Below are 15492 nucleotides of genomic sequence, written 5' to 3'. Positions count from 1 at the left end.
ATGAGGAATTGGAGCCGCATTTCGATTATTTTGAGAAGATCTGCGGCATTTGCGGCACGGCGGGCAACCTGCGGGGCGACATCCGTGAGGGAGGCAATCCCTTCGAGGGGGCGCGCAGCGACGAATACCCCAATCCGCCGATGCAGATGACCTTCTCGCAGGATCGGTTCGAAGCGTCCGCGCGTGAGCTTGGATTAAACCCATTCCCGTCACCTTCGGCGAATATGTCACGCGCCTATGTCAATCCGTTGGGGTTGCAGCTGGCGCCCTGCACCTATTGCGGTTTCTGCGAAAAACACGGCTGTGGCAACTATTCCAAATCTTCGCCGCAGACCACGATCATCCCGGTTCTGATGAAGCGGGAGAATTTCACCCTGCGCACTGATTCCGAAGTGCTCTCAGTCGAAAAGTCCCCCGACGGCTCCCGCACCACCGGGGTCACCTACGTCGATACCAGCGGCGAGGAATTTTTTCAGCCCGCCGAGGTTGTGGTGCTCTGTGCCTACCCGCTTGAGAACGCCCGGCTGATGCTCCTGTCCGACATCGGAACGCCCTATGATCCGCAGACTGGTGAAGGCGTGGTGGGCAAGAACTACTGCTATCAGGTGATGTCCGGCGCGACGGTCTTTTATGACGAGGAATATACCAACGGCTTTGTCGGCGCGGGCGCGCTCGGCATGGTGGTGGACGAATACAACGGCGACAATTTCGACCATTCCGGGCTGGGCTTCATCGGCGGCGGTTATATCGCCTGCTACACCACCAACGCGCGCCCGATCGAGAGCCATCCGGTGCCCGACGGCGTGCCGGGCTGGGGCAGCGAATGGAAACAGTCGGTTCGGGCCAATTTCCTCAAGACCGCGAGCGTCGGTGTCCACGGTGCCTCGATGGCGCACCGCAGCAATTACCTCGACCTCGATCCCACCTATACCGACCGGCATGGCAGGCCGCTTTTGCGCATGACTTATGATTTCACCATCAACGACCGCCGCCTGACCGCCCATATCACCCCCGTGGCCGAAGAGATCGCCCGAGGGATGGGAGGGCGGGAGGTCAACGTGGCCGAGCGCAAGGGGTCCTACGACTCGATGCCCTATCAGACCACCCACAACACAGGCGGCACGATCATGGGGACCGACCCACAGACCAGCGTCTGCAACCGCTATTGCCAAAGCTGGGATCTGCATAATCTCTTCGTCGCCGGGGCGGGGCTGTTTCCGCAGAACGCGGGCTATAACCCCACCGGCACCGTCGCAGCGCTGGCCTATTGGTCGGTGGCGGCAATCATCGATCAATATATGGCCGATCCCGGTCCGTTGGTGCAGGCATGAGACGGCTGGCGTTGATAACCGCCTTCTGCGGCGCAACCGTCGGGCCGGCGCAGGCCCAGGAACTCTCCTCCTCGGAAGTGGAGCGTGGCCGCTATCTGACGCAGGCCGGCGACTGCAAGGCCTGCCACACGGATATCGAGGACGACGGCATCCCCTTCGCCGGGGGGCGGGCGCTGTCGACACCCTTTGGCACGATCTATTCCTCAAACCTTACGCCCGACGATGAAACCGGGCTTGGCCGCTGGTCGCGCGAGGATTTCTATAACGCGTTGAACGAGGGGATCGACGACGAGGGCCGCCACCTCTACCCGGCGATGCCCTATCCCTATTTCACCCTGATGACCCGCGACCAGACCGACGCGATCTTTGCCTATTTGCAATCGCTCGAACCGGTGCATGTGGAAGAAGAGGAAAACGACCTGCCGTTCCCGCTCAGCATCCGCATGTCGGTAAGCGGCTGGAAGCTGTTGTTCTTCGAGGACGAGGAGTTCGTGACCGATCCAGACCGTTCCGAGGAATGGAAACGCGGGCGGTTCCTCGTCGACGGGCCGCTGCATTGTGGCGGCTGCCACACGGGCAAGAACCTGCTCGGCGCCAGCAAGGACGATGAATATCTGCGCGGTGGCACGTTGGAGAATTGGTTTGCGCCCAATATCCGGGGCGGAGAGAACGGCGGCATCGCCCATTGGGACGAAGATGACATCTTCGAATTCCTGAAATACGGACGCGCCAAACACACCGCCCCGATGCAGCGCATGGGTGAGGTTGTCTCGATCTCGACCCAGTTCCTCAAAGAAAAAGACCTGCGCGCCGTCGCCACCTATCTCAAAAGCCTTGATGATGATCTACACGAACCGGAAGAGGCGCCTGAAACAGCGCGGATGGAGGCCGGCAAAGGGCTCTACTTCGACAATTGTGCGGCCTGCCATGCCGCCGATGCGTCGGGCGTGCCCTATTTCTTCGCCCCGCTAAGCACTTCGAACAAGCTGCACGCTAAAGACCCCGCGACCGCGATCCGCATCATCCTCGGCGGTGCCCGGGCGCAGCCGACCGAAACGATTCCCAGCATGCTCGCGATGCCGCCCTTCGCTTGGAAACTTACCGATGCGCAGATCGCTGACTTGCTGACCTATTTGCGGAATACCGGGGACCGTCGGAGCGGCCCGGTTTCGGCTGAGGCCGTGGCCGAGATGCGCGAATATCTTAATGAGGAACATTAAGGGTTATCTACTTCAGGTTTGACGCTTGGCTTGTTTTTCTCAAGGGTGTCAATGGCCAAACCTTCTTGGCAAAGCATCGCGCGCACACGCCCCTCTTCGTGGATTGGAGAAAAATGCATTGCGTGAAGCCTCAATACAACGTCGAGTATGCTGGGCTTTAACAGCCAAGTTGCAGAGGCTCTGGTAAAAGGCGCTAAAACTCGAAACGCCGCTTGCCGAGGTTAGGAAGCGGTCAGATTGGGAGGTTCTAAATTGAAAGTTGCCGCGATTTTGGCGCTAGCTGTCCTGCCCTTGCAGGCTATGGCCCAACAGCATCCTGTATATGTCGCCGAATTTAATGGGTTCTATCTGGCTATAAGCTTTTCGACGCCTGATGAAGCTCCGGATTTCAGTCCTGCCGATAAGAAAGCAGCGGAAGTATGTCAGTCGGTCGGAAGGAGTGCCGAGCTGCAAAGGCGGGAAGAGGTCAGAGCGCATGGGTTCATACGTAAGCATCCGGCGTAGGCCACAGGTGGGTCATCGCTCGAGATCACGGTTCATTAAGATGAGCGCTTGCAGGTTTCCGATCCCAAGCGGAGTGAAGGCGATCACGCTATCGTCGCCGGGGCCGTGGACCCAGATCACACCATCTTCGGTTTCCATACCGATGGCGAGATCGAAGATCCGATCAACGGTTTCGCTCAGTTCGACAGCGACGCGGTTGATTGTCTTGACGGAATACACCTTGTTCAGCTGCATGGTTACGCTGCTTGTGGAAGGGATAGGGCTTTCCAGTTCCAAGGCAGAAGCTCATGGATGCGCGAGACGGGCATGTCGGGCAGCCGGGCGAGAACATCGGCGAGCCAGGCCTGTGGGTCGATGTCGTTCATTTTGGCGGTGACGATAAGGGTATACATGGCGGCCGCCCGCTCACCGCCGCGCTCGGACCCTGCAAAGAGCCACGACTTCCGACCCAGGGCAACGCCACGTAAGGCGCGTTCGGCCGCATTATTCGTCAGACAGATACGCCCGTCCTCGAGGAATGCCGTGAAGGCCTGCCAACGGCCACGCTTCTCAAACATGTAGTTGATCGCCTTGGCCACTTTGTTGTGCCTGGACAGTTTCGCGCGCTCTTCCTGCAGCCAGTCGTGGAGGCCGTTCACCAGGGGGAGGGACAGGTTCTGTCGGGCGGCGAGCCGGGCATCAGCATCCAGCCCATTGATTTCGCGCTCGATGTCGAAGATGGCATCGATCCGTTTTACCGCTTCCAGTGCGACCGGTGAGATCTGATGGGCAGGTTTGCCCTTGCGGACGTTGCCCGCGATATCGGCCAGTTCGAAGAACTTCCGGCGCGCATGCGACCAGCACAGCGCACTGGTCACGGGCCCCGCGTCTCGGTCCTCTCGATAGAGGTCGTTGTATCCCCCATAGGCGTCCGCTTGCAGCACCCCTTGCCATTCTGCCAGATGCTGATTGGGATTGGTTGCCGCGCGATCTCGGGAGAAGCGGAAGAACGCCGCCGGCGGCGCGCCACCATTCCAGGGGCGGTCATCACGGACATAGGTCCAGAGCCGGGCCTTTTTTGCACCGCCCCGCACCAGAAGCGGCACGGTGGTATCATCGCCATGCAGGCGGTGAGCGGCACGCACGTGGGCCTCGATCAGCGCATGGATCGGCTGCAGGGCGACAGTCGCGTGCCCGACCAGGTCTGCCAGGGTGGACAGGCTCAGCTCTACACCTTCACGGGCAAAGCGCTCGGCCTGCCGGTTCAACGGCTGGTGCTGACCATATTTCTCGAAGATTAGCATTGCGATCAGGCTGGGCCCGGCCCATCCGCGCGGAATCGCATGGAACGGCGCCGGCGGCTGGCTGATCTTCTCGCAGGCCCGGCAAGTGAACTTCTCGCGCACGGTCTGGATCACCTTCCACTGACGCGGGATCACCTCCAGCGTCTCGGTGATGTCCTCGCCCATCTTCACGATCCGGTCCGAGCCACAGCAGGTGCAGGCGGCCGGTGCTTCGACGACAACCCGTTCGCGCGGCAGGTGATCGGGGAACGGCTTGCGCACCGGATGGCGGCGCGTGAAGGCGCGCACCGTGCTGGCTTTCTCGCTTGCTTGATCTGCGGCCAAGGCATCCTCGGTGGCCGCCGCTTCCATCTCTTCAAGCTGCAGTTCCAGTTGATCGATCAGCCGGGCGCGTCGTTCTGACGAGATACCGTATTTGTCACGGCGCAGTTTGGCGATCTCGAGCTTGAGCTCTTGGATCATCGCCTCGGAGCAGGAGACAACCGCGCGGGCCTGCGCCAGCTCGCTTTCCGCCACATCTGCACGGGCCTCTGCGGCGGCCAGGGCAGCGCGTAATTTGGCGAGTTCGGAGGCGGCATCAGACATGACCAATATTTACCAGCCGAAGCCGCGAAGCACCAATAAAAACAGGCTACCTGGCGCAAATTAACCAGCCTTTGCAGGCCGTTGTGTCCAGCGTGGGTTACGCCAGTCGATGCCCTCCAGAAGATAACCCAACTGCGCCGCCGAGACCTGCACCGCTTCGCCCGACCGGCTTACCGGCCAGATAAACTTACCTGCCTCCAAGCGCTTCAAATAGAGCGACATGCCCACGCCATCATGCCACAGGATCTTGACCAGATCGCCTTTACGCCCCCGGAAGCAAAATATCTCACCCGCATGGGGATCACGGCCAAGCCCTTCCTGCACCTGTAGCGCCAGCGTGTTCATGCCCCGCCGCATATCGGTGACGCCGCCTGCGATCCAGACCTTCACGCCCGCCGGAAACGCAATCATTGCCCGTCCACCACTGTCAGAATCCGGGCAAGCGCTTCGGGCTCCACGCCGATGGGGAGGATGAGTCGACGCCCATTCGGAAGAGCCACCTCAATCCGGCAGTCCGGAGGTGGACTGGCATCGATCGGATTTGCCTGCGACGTGGAAACTTCCTTCGGCACAGTCACCGGCGCAAACGATACAGAGCCAGAAGACCCAAGCTCACCAGTTCGATACTGCCGCCGCCAAGTGGTCAGAAGCGACCGGCAAATGCCGTGCCGCCGAGCTGTGGCTGTCACCTGACGGTGGCCAATAAAGCTCTCCTCTACAATACGCAGCTTGTCATCATCCGACCAATACCGGCGGCGTTCACCATCGGCAGCAGACAGAACTTCGATTTGAGGGCGATTGATAAAGTCGGACATAAGGTCGGACTTACCATCAGATCGAGCCTGAGATCAGACGGCCGTCGCCGGAGGTTTACGTTCATACTATATTACCTTTGTCTTTGATAGGCGATTAGTCCCAATCAGGAAACCTCAGCTAACGTCGTTTGGTCGACCAAAGCGGTGCCGCGCCTTGTGGTGTCGAATCAGCGCGTTTAATTTTCGTCCGCTATCAGCTTGCAAAGAAATTTCGCGCTGGCATTCGCCTCAACGCCGCGTTGGCGAAGGTTCCGAAGGCCGGCGGCAGCGATCTTTGGCTCGCGGGTCCTGCGGATCGCCTGGGAACTCGCCGCCGATCCAGATGCCATAAAAATTCGCTCCGGATTGATGGCGAGCCCTGTTGCCGCGGTTGTTTTCGATCAAGGCGACGATGTGCTTGGGCGAGCGGTCCCCGAAGTGCTTGCGCGCTCTCGTCGTGACACCACATTGCTCGTCCGAACTGGATACATGATGAGATCGTCTCAGTCCGGAGCAAGGTTAGAAAGCGCCGTCGAACACAACCTTCACGATCGCGTGAGACTACTAACAATTCTATCGGGTCTTTTCATGAACCTGCCAAAGCGATTTGCCACCATTTTCCGCAGGTCACGCTAATTTCCATTTACGCAAGTGGACGCTGACGTAGTTCAAGAAGCAGTTCACTGGCTTGTCGGATGAAATCGTGTTTTTCTTTATCGTCTTTTAGGTGTTGGGTCTCTCTAAGGAGCGTTTCAGATTTCCTTTGAAGCACCAATAATTTCTGATGTTCAGCTTCTGAAGCTCTGCTTCGCGCGATTTCACCTGACCGCTCCGTCATTGCTTCTTCCAGCTCATGAGCTTTCTCTTCAAATTGGTTCGGTTCCATTGGTGTCTCCTTGTTTATGTTGTGATGGGTATATGTCTCGCTATGGCACCCGTCGTATGGAATGTAGATTCCGACATTGACTCTCGGAAATGGCGTGAACCTGGCAGTAAGGAGAAACCTCGCGCCAGATTCACAAGCTATCGTCCGCTTTGGGGTCACCTGGGACGTTTTCTTTTAGGATATCCGAAATCTCGGCCACCAGTTCGGCGCGGGTGCTGTTCGGGCTTTCGTGCTGTTCCGTTTCAAGCCGGGTCAGAACCTGCTTCAGCCAGCCTTTCCGTCCGCTAGCCGAATAGCCTTCATCCGCCAGTACGTCCATAATTTCATTGCGGGTCAAATTTTTTCCGATTTCGGGCAGAAGCACTTCACCGGGCGCTGGCTTTTCGGGGTCGGTCATCTCAGCCTCCTATTTTCTGAAACGTCACCGCAGCGTGAACAGCAACGCGATCCCTCCAATATAGATAGTCATAACGGCGTAGGAATCGAGTCCGACGCCGAACAGAGCCGGATCGCGCCGCTCGATCAGGCCAATCACATAGACCGCAGTGACCACAATGCCTGTCAGTCCGGCGACGATAGAGAACATTCCAACCTCGTTCAGAACTGCCCCGCCCGGATAGAATAGATCAACCAAGAATATCACGCCAATGTCGAACAAATTGGTGCCGAAAATGTCCGAGACTGCCATGACATGACGTCCCAGCTTGACCGCAGCGAGAACGGTGCTGATTTCGGGTAGAGATGTCGAGATCGCGATAAATACCGCGCCGAAAAAGCTGTCGCCCAGCCCTGTGCGTTCTGCCAGTGCCTCGCCGCTGGTGGAGAGAAAATATCCCATGATCAGAATTACCAGAGCTACTGCCGCCGTTGCACCCAACAGTTGCGGGCGTGAGAGATTCTCAGTCGGGTCATCCACGTTGATGTCCGGCGAAGGCGGTTCGCCTATAACTTCCCAACCGGGTTTGTCCTGTGCACGGGCGACCATACGTACGGCATAGACGAAGAGCGCAGCAATGCCCCATGTCCAGAGGCCTGCCCCAGCGAAGGGGATATCGCCTACGCCGATGCCGGTGATCGTCACAGCAATGAGAATGATGCCCAGCACACCCTGCAGGAGTACGATGGGATCGGGCACGGTGGCAGTTAGAGCGTTGCGACGGATTGCCATGTCAGCCAGAGCGAGTACGGTGACTTGCATTGTGAAGCCGCCCAACAAGTTGTTGACCGCCAACGCAGCATTGCCGCCAATCGCTGCCGTGCCCGTCACGGCAATTTCGGGTAGCGAGGTGATCCCGCCCAGCAGGACTACCCCCAGCACTGCCTGCCCAACACCGAATTCACGCGAGATACCATCGGCATAGCGTGACAGGCGCATACCCGCGAGCCAGACGGACCCAGCTGCGACACAGAAGATCGCGATTAGAATAACAATAGACAGATCATCAAATGGAACCATAGCGCTACCTAATGAACCGATCCCAAGTGCCATAGGTGCTCCTGATTGTGCCACGAGGAATGCTGAGAGCGATCAGCGCAATGCCGACGAAGGCGGAAAACAACAGGGCACCCCAGCTTGCTCCGACGACCAAAGGCGCAAAAAGCAGGACTATTCCCATCAGTGCGTTCAGAAAACGTCCCAGCCGAGCCACTGGCGCGAGTGCGGCCACGGTCACGGTGATGACCAGCGCGCCCACGACGTGGTTCGTAGCGGCAGTCCCGCTGTCCCATCCGTAAACCAGTGGCGACAGCATTAGCACGAGGCCGAGCGCGAGTGATGCCATAAGCGTCCAAGGAAAGGTCATTCCGCCTGAAACCATGTCCTTTATGATCACTTGGGGGCTGCGTTCGAAATCGTCCAGCGGATGGTCATCGGGACCTTCGTCGGTGTCGCCTGTAAAAAACACGAGCAACCAAGGCTGACCTGCCCGGTGACGCCGTCGCAGGAACTGGTAGGTCGCGACCAGTTCGTCAAGCGAATAGGGGATCTGCCAGACCATTGCGGCGGCAGCAATCAGAGCCAGTGTTGAGTAGGTACCGATTACAATAGGCTGGATCACGATGAAAAAGATCGACACTGCGCCGAGCGGCACGATCATGATCCCGAAAAGTACTACGAGCCATGGCATCGTGCGCCACCGCCTCGCTGAGCCTATGGCACCAACGATGATCTCCAATGCATAGGTCAGCGCACCTATACCGGCGTCTGGCACTGGCCAAGCTTCGGAAACGGATGAGGTGATGATCTGTTCGGTTCCGTTCTTCCCTTCCAAGGTGCCGCTAAAAAACGGTTCCCAAACGCCGCCAATGGTTTCGAGTTGATAGGCCGTGAGATAACGGGAGACGAGAAGACCCACGACCGCCAACATGATGACCGGAAGGCGTTGGAACCAATCAGATGGAGAGTAATTCCAGCCCTTGGGAATTGTCGGCCCAGTTTGTGCGGCCACCGGCGAAACCCCCGGCGTCGGCAACAAGCATAGCGCGAAGGCCACGGCGAGCATACCGACGAGGGTGTCATTCAGGTAAGCCGCGCCATTGTCTGTCCAGAAGACTAGCGGCGCGAACATGATCCAACAGCCCAGAACTGCGGCGCCAAACCGTGCCCAAGGCATCTGCCAAGACAGTGATAGCATACCAAAGACAAACAGGAGCAGCCCAGAGATTACGTCGCTAACGATCATACCGGGATCCTGTACGCCCAACAAAGGCGGGGAGGTCAGCAACCACAGGCCAAGGCCCGCGTTGGCCCAGCCGTTCCATAGGTTGGCACGGTGCTGTTCGCGATATTCCGTCTCGTGTTGCACGCGCAACGCTTCAGGATCATCTACCCGTTTGTCTGCCGCTTCAAGCCAGGGCGGCGGCGTGATGCCGTTGGCGCGGTACCAACCCAAAGGATTATCCTTCAGTGCCTTGATCAGCATCGGCAGCCGGTCCATGATGCGTCGCTCCGGTTCCCAGTCCAGCAGGTGGCGCGCCTTCGAGATGTCGAGCGCGTATTGATCGCTTGCCATGTCGATCATGAAAGGACGGATAAAGGGCTTTTCTCCTTGATCAAGAGTATCGGGCACCACCGGCTCGGATTCTGTTTCGAGCCTGGCGCCCAACTTGGCCATCGAGGAAGGCAGGACAAACGTTCTCCAACTCTCCTCGCCATGGATCAACGCCCCGATGCGGTCTTGGAGCGCGTCGTAGCTCACCGTATCTGGCTCACCCGCGAGAATTACCTCCCCGGCTTGCAACTCTTTGCGGCTGTTTACCACGCAAACGAAAAGTTCCAACATGTCATCGAGATGAATAAATGCCTGTCCAGCTTCGGTGTTGCCGGAATATAGATGCGCCTTAAAGGTACGCTCATAGATTCGGGCAATCTGGTGGCTCAACGTGGGCACCGCAGTCTCATCGTCATAAAGTCCGGCCAGATGCAGGAAAACAGTGGGTATATCGCCTGCTTCTTCTCGAATAATCTCTTCAGTGCGGGCCTTCGACTGCGGATAAGCCCAACGGGGTGCCAGCGGCGTATCCTCGGTAATACGTTCACCCGGACGTCCCGCTCGATGGACAAGCATGGTTCCCGAATAGACGAATTGTTCGACCTCGATATCCTGCAAAGCGCGCAGGAAGTTGCGTGTGCCTTCCTCGTTCACCGCTTCGTATTGAGGTCGATCCTCGCCGCTGAAATCGAAATAGGCTGCCAGATGGATGACTGATGCAATAGGTTCGCTAGCGGTTGCCTCGTGCAATCTCTCTATGGCCCGCGCAGTCGATTCCGGATCGGTAATATCGCAGCCAATTAATCCTTCTCGCCCTTCGCAGTTCGCTGGAAGGTCGAGGCCGATAACTCGATGCTTCCGCGCAAGAATCTTGCTAAGTTTACTGCCGATGTTGCCTGCTGCGCCGGTAACAACTACAACTGGTTTGTTCCCTGTCATGCTTCCGAGTTCCCCCTGCTGCGTATTCTATCAACTCCCCACACCACAATATGATCCAGCGAAACACTCCCAGTCACGCAAGCGCCGAGAGAGGAGCGTTGAGGCCTTACTCCGCAGTATCACTCCATCGGCGGGAAACGCCGGGATGAGGAAAATAAGCGCAGGGATGGACAGAGGCCTGCGGTGGCACGGTGCGATAATTCGAGGCTTGGGTTATGGCTTGATGAAATTCGGCTGATTATGCCACTGGCACCGGAGTAAAGGCACGACAGCGAGCGGCTTGATCAGTTCAACTGGAAAATGCCCGTCATTCGGCGTGAACCTTTTCTCCCTCAGGCGTAATCAGATACCATTCACCGCCAAAGGATTCGACATCCTGTCCCTGCGGCGCATCTGCATCTTCATCGCGGGTAAAGTAATAGAGGGGCCATCCGTGATAGGTCACAACCTTCTGCCCATCGTAGTCCATTGTCCCAAGCATTTTTCCCTGACACCGTCCCCGGCTTGGGGCATGTCCGCTGCCCCCACTAACGGCCACGCATTCAAACATTCTGGGGTTATGTAGGAAATTTCTGCCACTTTGCCATCCGCAGCTCGGGTGTCGGCAGTGAAAAGATAGGCTGCTCGCCCGACTTCAGCCGCGAGAAATTCACCCTGTTTATCGCTTTCGACGACTTAAATCGATGCCGCATCCTGAGCGGCGGCAGGGGCTGGGATAACGCTGGAGCGGCGATGAAGAGTGTATGCATGGAAGCCTAACTTTCGGCCTATGACTGAAATAGCCCGCTCGTCAGAAACGAGCGGGCTGATGGATTATCGCTGAAGTGAGTTGTCGAGGCGATTATAGTCGAGACGCTCGGCGTCGCGGACATCATCTTCGGTATAGGGCATGTCGTAGTTGGGGCTGCCAGCATTCCAGCCGGAATCATAACCATAGTAAGGATAAGCCCGATATCCTGGTCCATATTCGGACCGAGGTTGAACAACCACGGCAGCGACCTGATTGTCGCGCAGAATCAGGTCGCTGACATATCCGTAATCGTTATAGCCATCATCATTCTGAAGCCGAGCATAGTCCCCAATCAATTCAGAGGCTCGCCACGCGCGTGGGATAGGCTCATCATCTACACCTTCGACGATGTCGGAGTCGACTGCACCGTTCTGAATGGGTTCGTCGTTCCAGAAGCCGTAATCGCCAACGGTATCTTCCGTAATCGGAACCACGATCTGGCCATTCGACATGTCCACTCTGTTGAGGGGAATGCTGACATGGGTATCACCGATATCCCAGAAGCCACCGACTTCCGCAACGATAGAACGAACCTGCCCATCCGAACCGATGAGGATATCTTCTACGTCGCCGATCTCGTCACCGGTTTGTCCGTACACTTCCCTGTCGATTAGGTCTCGGGCACTTACACCGTTTGAATAGAGGTCATCGTAACGCCAGTCTCCAAGCGCAACGACCGGCGCGTCCTCAAGAGCGCTCTGCTGAGCCAAGAGCGGCTCTGCCAGAACTAATGCTGTAACCGTCAAAATCGTTGAATTCTTCCATGTCATGTCATTACTCCTTTGCCGCATTGCAGTTATTGCAGGCTGAGAACTCGACTGAGATGCTCTTGCCAGTGGAGGGCAATGCACTGACGCCACAGGCTGGCCTGCATTGCTACTTTGGACAAACGCTATGAGGCTGTATCAAGTTCCGTCACTCTCCGCCTCGAAGGTTTTGATCGAAGCCGGGTGAATCGAAAATGTGCCTACTAATGCCCAGTGATTGCGTGCTGTCTGACCGATCGGCGGTTTTCTGCTAAATGCAACGTACGACTTCGCACGGGCGCGGTAGAATAAAATTTAGCACGCTAAAACTGGCGTTAGGGTGTCTACATCTTTTGCGAAAATCGTTTTATTTTGAATCGAAGTACGGATATGTCATGGTGGAATTTAATAAAGAATATCAGTAGATATAAGCGGCACGAAAGTTATCAAATAGCCAGAGTAGCAGCGGCGCGCAGCATTTCGACGAAGACGGCGAGTCGGCTGAACGCCATAGCACACAGGCGCCGACAGTTTAGCGCGTCAGGCTACGAGGACAATCTAGCTGAGTTTATTGCTTCCTTTTTGTAAGAATCTCTGCCTGACGCTGTGCGCCGATGTGGCGGGACAGGTCTGTATCATAATTGATGACGGCGTCGGAGTTGAAATAAACCTGCCATTAGGCGGTGATATGAAGGGTACTACAACCCATCTGGAAGTGATATTATGAGAAAAATCAGGGTTCTACTAGCGGAAAAAGACGATCTGGTCACTACAGACTTGGCTGTTGAATTAGAGAATTCGGGGCTAACGGTTTCGGCGATGACCAGTTCTTGTGTCAGCGCTTTAAGAGTGATCGACGAAAATTCTCTGGATTTTGCCTTGTTGAATGTCGAACTGCAGGATGGCGCCAGCTATCCAGTTGCAAAACGGCTCAAAGCGCTTGGAATTCCGTTCGTTTTCTTCACCAGTTTTGAGAAATCTGAAATCGACCTGGAATTTCACGACGTTCCACGCTTGGCAAAGCCGCAGGATTCCAGATTTGTTGCCGATTTTGTTGCAGGGCTCCTGAACTCATTGGCCCAGTCTCCGGCCCATTCCGCAAAAACGAAAAGAAGCGAGCACTGGCGTCTAAATCCCAGCTCATGACCTTTCCGATTTGGTCAGATCAGACCCGATTAGACGCGCATATTCTGCTTCCGGCTTGCCGTAAGAATCCTGCGCTTCGGCTTCCAAGCCTTCACGATCAAGAATTATGATCTGCCCGCGATTGGCCCGAATTAGTCCCTTGCCCTCAAGCATATGAGTGCCCACGGTCACACCCGCGCGTCGCACGCCCAGCATAATCGACAGAAATTCGTGGGTCAGATCCATCTCGTTGCCGCTGATCCGATCATGACACATCAGCAGCCACCGTGCGAGCCGCTCTTCCAGTTTGGCCTGCCCGTTCGACAGTGCGGTTTGCGAAGTCTGCGTCATCATCGCCTGCACGTATCGCAACAGATGGCGTTGAAATGATGGGCTTTGCTCCATCAGATCCTGAAGCCTGTCGGGTTCGATCACCAGGCCTTCCCCGGCGACCTGCATGAATGTCTCATTGGAGGTATATCCAGTTTGCAGTATCGCTGCGGTTCCCGACATACCTTCATAGCCGAACAACCCCGTTTCGATGCGACGACCATTGTTGCTAAAGGTCACCGTCGATCCCACGCCAGATTTCGGAAAATAAACCAATTCGATAGGCACTTCGGGTACTTCCAACGTCATGCCGATATCCATTTTCACTGGCCTCAGGTGCGGCTCGACCAACGCGCGATCCGCCGCGGACAGAGTGGAAATAAGATTGGACTGGCCAATTGGACAGGAAAAAGCTTTGGGCATTGAGCACTCTCGCGTTTAGGGGCAAGAGCACTGCGTGCGACGTCTCTCAACCGACGCCGCCCTTAACGAATAGCACCAGTGCTTAACGCTACCACTTATCATTCAATTTGTAGAGAACGACTTTGCAAAGCGTACATTTTAAATCAGCTTCGACAGGAATAGTCGTGGTGATGCTCACGTTGCAGTTCTGGGAAACTAATGGCACACGAAACTCGGTAAAACTGCAGGGGCGAGCACCACCATCCAAGATAATAATAGCAGAAAGCTGTTCGGCCATACTGGATGCGCTTTCGTACTTCCATACTTTGGCCTACGGCAGAACGCACCCCCGCGGTTTGATCATCCGCTACCGTTCTGAGCTCGCGATACTGTTTTTTTGTCGCTCATGGAGATATTCGGTGACCCCTTTCGGTGTGATGCCGAGATCGGCGAATCCCGGCAACGCTCCCGACGCCACATTGTCGATCTGCATCAGCGCGACCTGCGCGCGGGTCAACGGCGCACCAGGCAGCCGCTCGGCGATGTTGGCGAGGCGCTTCCAAATAACGAACGGGACCGGAACGGGTAGGGTTCGTAGTCCCGACGCACGGGCCATCGTTTCCACCAGTTCGCGGTAGGTTAACGTGTCTGCACCTGCCAACTCGTAGCACGGCGCACCGGTCTCGGCCTCAAGCAGTTTTCCGATTGCCCGGGCGACATCCTCTGCCCAGGCTGGTTGGAGCCGCACGTCGCCCGCCCCGAACAGGGGATAGACCGGCGACCGCGCCACAGCCCGTATCGTTCCAAGCAGGGCATCGCCGTCACCGAACATGACCGCAGGACGAATGATCGTTGCCTCCGGCAACGCCGACCGCACAGTGGTCTCACCATGACCGCGGGCACGAATATAGCTGTTTTTGGCATCGGGGTTCGAGCCGATCCCGGACAATTGGACGAACCTGAGTACTCCGGCCCGGTTTGCCAGCGATGCGAGCCGTGCTGCGGCCTCTACATGCGCAGCGTGATAGGTTAGACTGCCCTTTTCGACGTAGAGGCTGGTGGCATTGACCACACCATCGGCACCGTTCAGCGCGGCCGAAAGCGTCTCGGGCTCGAACAGGTCGGCGCGTACCGCCTCGGCCCGGGGGCTATCTAATAGGTCTGGCTCGCGGGCCGGATGACGCGCAGCTATCCGAACCCGGTGGCCCACCGCTAACAGATGCCGGACCACACGTCTGCCAAGAAAGCCGGTGCCGCCGAAGACCGTGAAGAGCTTGCGTTCATGCATTGGCGAACCCTCTATCGGCATTTCGGGTTGAAAGCGTGCTCAAGAACTTTGGCGAAAACCAGCCGGTCGAAAGCGTGTCGCGCATGGGTCAAACCCGGTAATGGCGCGAAAAGTTCCTTCTCGGCAAAGTTATTCACTGACCAGAGAATTCATGAAGCAGCATTTGCCAAGTTGTTCGGTAGGGCTGACCAGATTATTCCAACAACGTGTGCATTCCACGAGTGTGCCGCGCCTCCACGCTGCAGTCAAAAGAAGTCACCAGATGGATGACGGAAGTGA

Annotated in this window: 16 protein-coding genes; 3 read left to right on the top strand and 13 right to left on the bottom strand. The window is 56.9% G+C overall.

Going from position 1 to position 15492, the window contains the following annotated elements:
* Window positions 1–1331: GMC family oxidoreductase (locus A3722_RS08635; RefSeq protein WP_082849418.1), on the top strand; the 1331-nt coding region annotated here is incomplete at its 5' end.
* Window positions 1328–2551, top strand: a complete 1224-nt coding sequence (locus A3722_RS08630; protein WP_067627593.1) for a c-type cytochrome — start codon at window positions 1328–1330, stop codon at window positions 2549–2551. The genes A3722_RS08635 and A3722_RS08630, both read left to right, overlap by 4 nt.
* Window positions 2552–3067: 516 nt before the next feature.
* On the opposite strand, the gene A3722_RS08620 is transcribed toward A3722_RS08630, so the two are convergent.
* The 10 genes from A3722_RS08620 to A3722_RS08585 all read right to left on the bottom strand — a co-directional run bounded on the left by A3722_RS08620 (window position 3068) and on the right by A3722_RS08585 (window position 12092).
* Window positions 3068–3289, bottom strand: a complete 222-nt coding sequence (locus tag A3722_RS08620; protein WP_067627597.1) for a hypothetical protein — start codon at window positions 3287–3289, stop codon at window positions 3068–3070.
* A gap of 2 nt (window positions 3290–3291) precedes the next feature.
* Window positions 3292–4923: an IS66 family transposase gene (tnpC, locus tag A3722_RS08615; protein WP_067627599.1), complete on the bottom strand. Its 1632-nt coding sequence runs from the start codon at window positions 4921–4923 to the stop codon at window positions 3292–3294.
* A 60-nt stretch (window positions 4924–4983) separates the two neighbouring features.
* Entirely contained in the window at window positions 4984–5334 is a 351-nt protein-coding gene (gene tnpB / locus A3722_RS08610) for an IS66 family insertion sequence element accessory protein TnpB (protein ID WP_067627601.1), read from the bottom strand.
* Window positions 5331–5738 carry an IS66-like element accessory protein TnpA gene (gene tnpA, locus A3722_RS23265; RefSeq protein WP_082849416.1) on the bottom strand — a complete coding sequence of 136 codons (408 nt, stop codon included), beginning with the start codon at window positions 5736–5738 and terminating at the stop codon, window positions 5331–5333. The genes tnpB and tnpA overlap by 4 nt, the downstream gene beginning before the upstream one ends.
* A 622-nt stretch (window positions 5739–6360) precedes the next feature.
* Window positions 6361–6603, bottom strand: coding sequence for a hypothetical protein (locus tag A3722_RS08605; RefSeq protein WP_067631356.1), 243 nt, complete (start codon window positions 6601–6603; stop codon window positions 6361–6363).
* A 130-nt stretch (window positions 6604–6733) separates the two neighbouring features.
* A complete protein-coding gene (locus tag A3722_RS08600) occupies window positions 6734–7000 on the bottom strand; it encodes a hypothetical protein (RefSeq protein WP_067631353.1) in 267 nt (88 codons plus the stop codon).
* A gap of 24 nt (window positions 7001–7024) precedes the next feature.
* The gene (locus A3722_RS08595) at window positions 7025–8092 is read right to left on the bottom strand and encodes a sodium:calcium antiporter (RefSeq protein ID WP_236627375.1); all 1068 of its coding nucleotides are present in this window, start codon (window positions 8090–8092) and stop codon (window positions 7025–7027) included.
* Window positions 8064–10532 (bottom strand): NAD-dependent epimerase/dehydratase family protein, encoded by a 2469-nt coding sequence (locus A3722_RS08590; RefSeq protein WP_067631347.1) that lies wholly within the window; start codon window positions 10530–10532, stop codon window positions 8064–8066. The genes A3722_RS08595 and A3722_RS08590 overlap by 29 nt, the downstream gene beginning before the upstream one ends.
* A 307-nt stretch (window positions 10533–10839) precedes the next feature.
* On the bottom strand, window positions 10840–11013 hold the full coding sequence (locus tag A3722_RS23260) for a hypothetical protein (RefSeq protein ID WP_161488217.1): 174 nt from the start codon (window positions 11011–11013) through the stop codon (window positions 10840–10842).
* 332 nt (window positions 11014–11345) lie between these two features.
* Complete coding sequence (locus tag A3722_RS08585) at window positions 11346–12092, bottom strand: PRC-barrel domain-containing protein (protein WP_067631344.1); 747 nt, start codon at window positions 12090–12092, stop codon at window positions 11346–11348.
* A gap of 699 nt (window positions 12093–12791) precedes the next feature.
* On the opposite strand from A3722_RS08585, the gene A3722_RS08580 reads away from it, so the two are divergent.
* Entirely contained in the window at window positions 12792–13214 is a 423-nt protein-coding gene (locus tag A3722_RS08580) for a response regulator (protein WP_150120382.1), read from the top strand.
* Here A3722_RS08580 and A3722_RS08575 read toward each other — a convergent pair.
* From A3722_RS08575 to A3722_RS08570, 3 genes are all read right to left on the bottom strand, one after another.
* Window positions 13209–13946: a Crp/Fnr family transcriptional regulator gene (locus tag A3722_RS08575; protein WP_067631338.1), complete on the bottom strand. Its 738-nt coding sequence runs from the start codon at window positions 13944–13946 to the stop codon at window positions 13209–13211. The genes A3722_RS08580 and A3722_RS08575 overlap by 6 nt on opposite strands.
* Before the next feature lie 88 nt (window positions 13947–14034).
* A complete protein-coding gene (locus A3722_RS23955) occupies window positions 14035–14223 on the bottom strand; it encodes a hypothetical protein (RefSeq protein ID WP_150120381.1) in 189 nt (62 codons plus the stop codon).
* Window positions 14224–14292: 69 nt separating this feature from the next.
* Window positions 14293–15213 (bottom strand): complex I NDUFA9 subunit family protein, encoded by a 921-nt coding sequence (locus tag A3722_RS08570; RefSeq protein ID WP_082849413.1) that lies wholly within the window; start codon window positions 15211–15213, stop codon window positions 14293–14295.
* Window positions 15214–15492: the final 279 nt, after the last annotated feature.

Source organism: Sulfitobacter sp. HI0027 (assembly GCF_001634775.1).
Lineage (GTDB): Bacteria > Pseudomonadota > Alphaproteobacteria > Rhodobacterales > Rhodobacteraceae > Sulfitobacter.
The sequence above is the reverse complement of the archived record's forward strand: the minus strand, read 5'-3'. Positions and strand labels throughout refer to the sequence as shown.

Excerpts from the sequence above, each read along its gene's own strand:
- A3722_RS08580 (WP_150120382.1), top strand. The coding sequence starts at position 12,792 with ATGAGAAAAATCAGGGTTCTACTAGCGGAAAAAGACGATCTGGTCACT.
- A3722_RS08600 (WP_067631353.1), bottom strand. The coding sequence starts at position 7,000 with ATGACCGACCCCGAAAAGCCAGCGCCCGGTGAAGTGCTTCTGCCCGAA.
- tnpB (WP_067627601.1), bottom strand. The coding sequence starts at position 5,334 with ATGATTGCGTTTCCGGCGGGCGTGAAGGTCTGGATCGCAGGCGGCGTC.
- A3722_RS08620 (WP_067627597.1), bottom strand. The coding sequence starts at position 3,289 with ATGCAGCTGAACAAGGTGTATTCCGTCAAGACAATCAACCGCGTCGCT.
- tnpA (WP_082849416.1), bottom strand. The coding sequence starts at position 5,738 with ATGTCCGACTTTATCAATCGCCCTCAAATCGAAGTTCTGTCTGCTGCC.
- A3722_RS23260 (WP_161488217.1), bottom strand. The coding sequence starts at position 11,013 with ATGCTTGGGACAATGGACTACGATGGGCAGAAGGTTGTGACCTATCAC.
- A3722_RS23955 (WP_150120381.1), bottom strand. The coding sequence starts at position 14,223 with ATGGCCGAACAGCTTTCTGCTATTATTATCTTGGATGGTGGTGCTCGC.
- A3722_RS08605 (WP_067631356.1), bottom strand. The coding sequence starts at position 6,603 with ATGGAACCGAACCAATTTGAAGAGAAAGCTCATGAGCTGGAAGAAGCA.
- tnpC (WP_067627599.1), bottom strand. The coding sequence starts at position 4,923 with ATGTCTGATGCCGCCTCCGAACTCGCCAAATTACGCGCTGCCCTGGCC.
- A3722_RS08575 (WP_067631338.1), bottom strand. The coding sequence starts at position 13,946 with ATGCCCAAAGCTTTTTCCTGTCCAATTGGCCAGTCCAATCTTATTTCC.
- A3722_RS08590 (WP_067631347.1), bottom strand. The coding sequence starts at position 10,532 with ATGACAGGGAACAAACCAGTTGTAGTTGTTACCGGCGCAGCAGGCAAC.
- A3722_RS08570 (WP_082849413.1), bottom strand. The coding sequence starts at position 15,213 with ATGCATGAACGCAAGCTCTTCACGGTCTTCGGCGGCACCGGCTTTCTT.
- A3722_RS08630 (WP_067627593.1), top strand. The coding sequence starts at position 1,328 with ATGAGACGGCTGGCGTTGATAACCGCCTTCTGCGGCGCAACCGTCGGG.
- A3722_RS08595 (WP_236627375.1), bottom strand. The coding sequence starts at position 8,092 with ATGGCACTTGGGATCGGTTCATTAGGTAGCGCTATGGTTCCATTTGAT.
- A3722_RS08585 (WP_067631344.1), bottom strand. The coding sequence starts at position 12,092 with ATGACATGGAAGAATTCAACGATTTTGACGGTTACAGCATTAGTTCTG.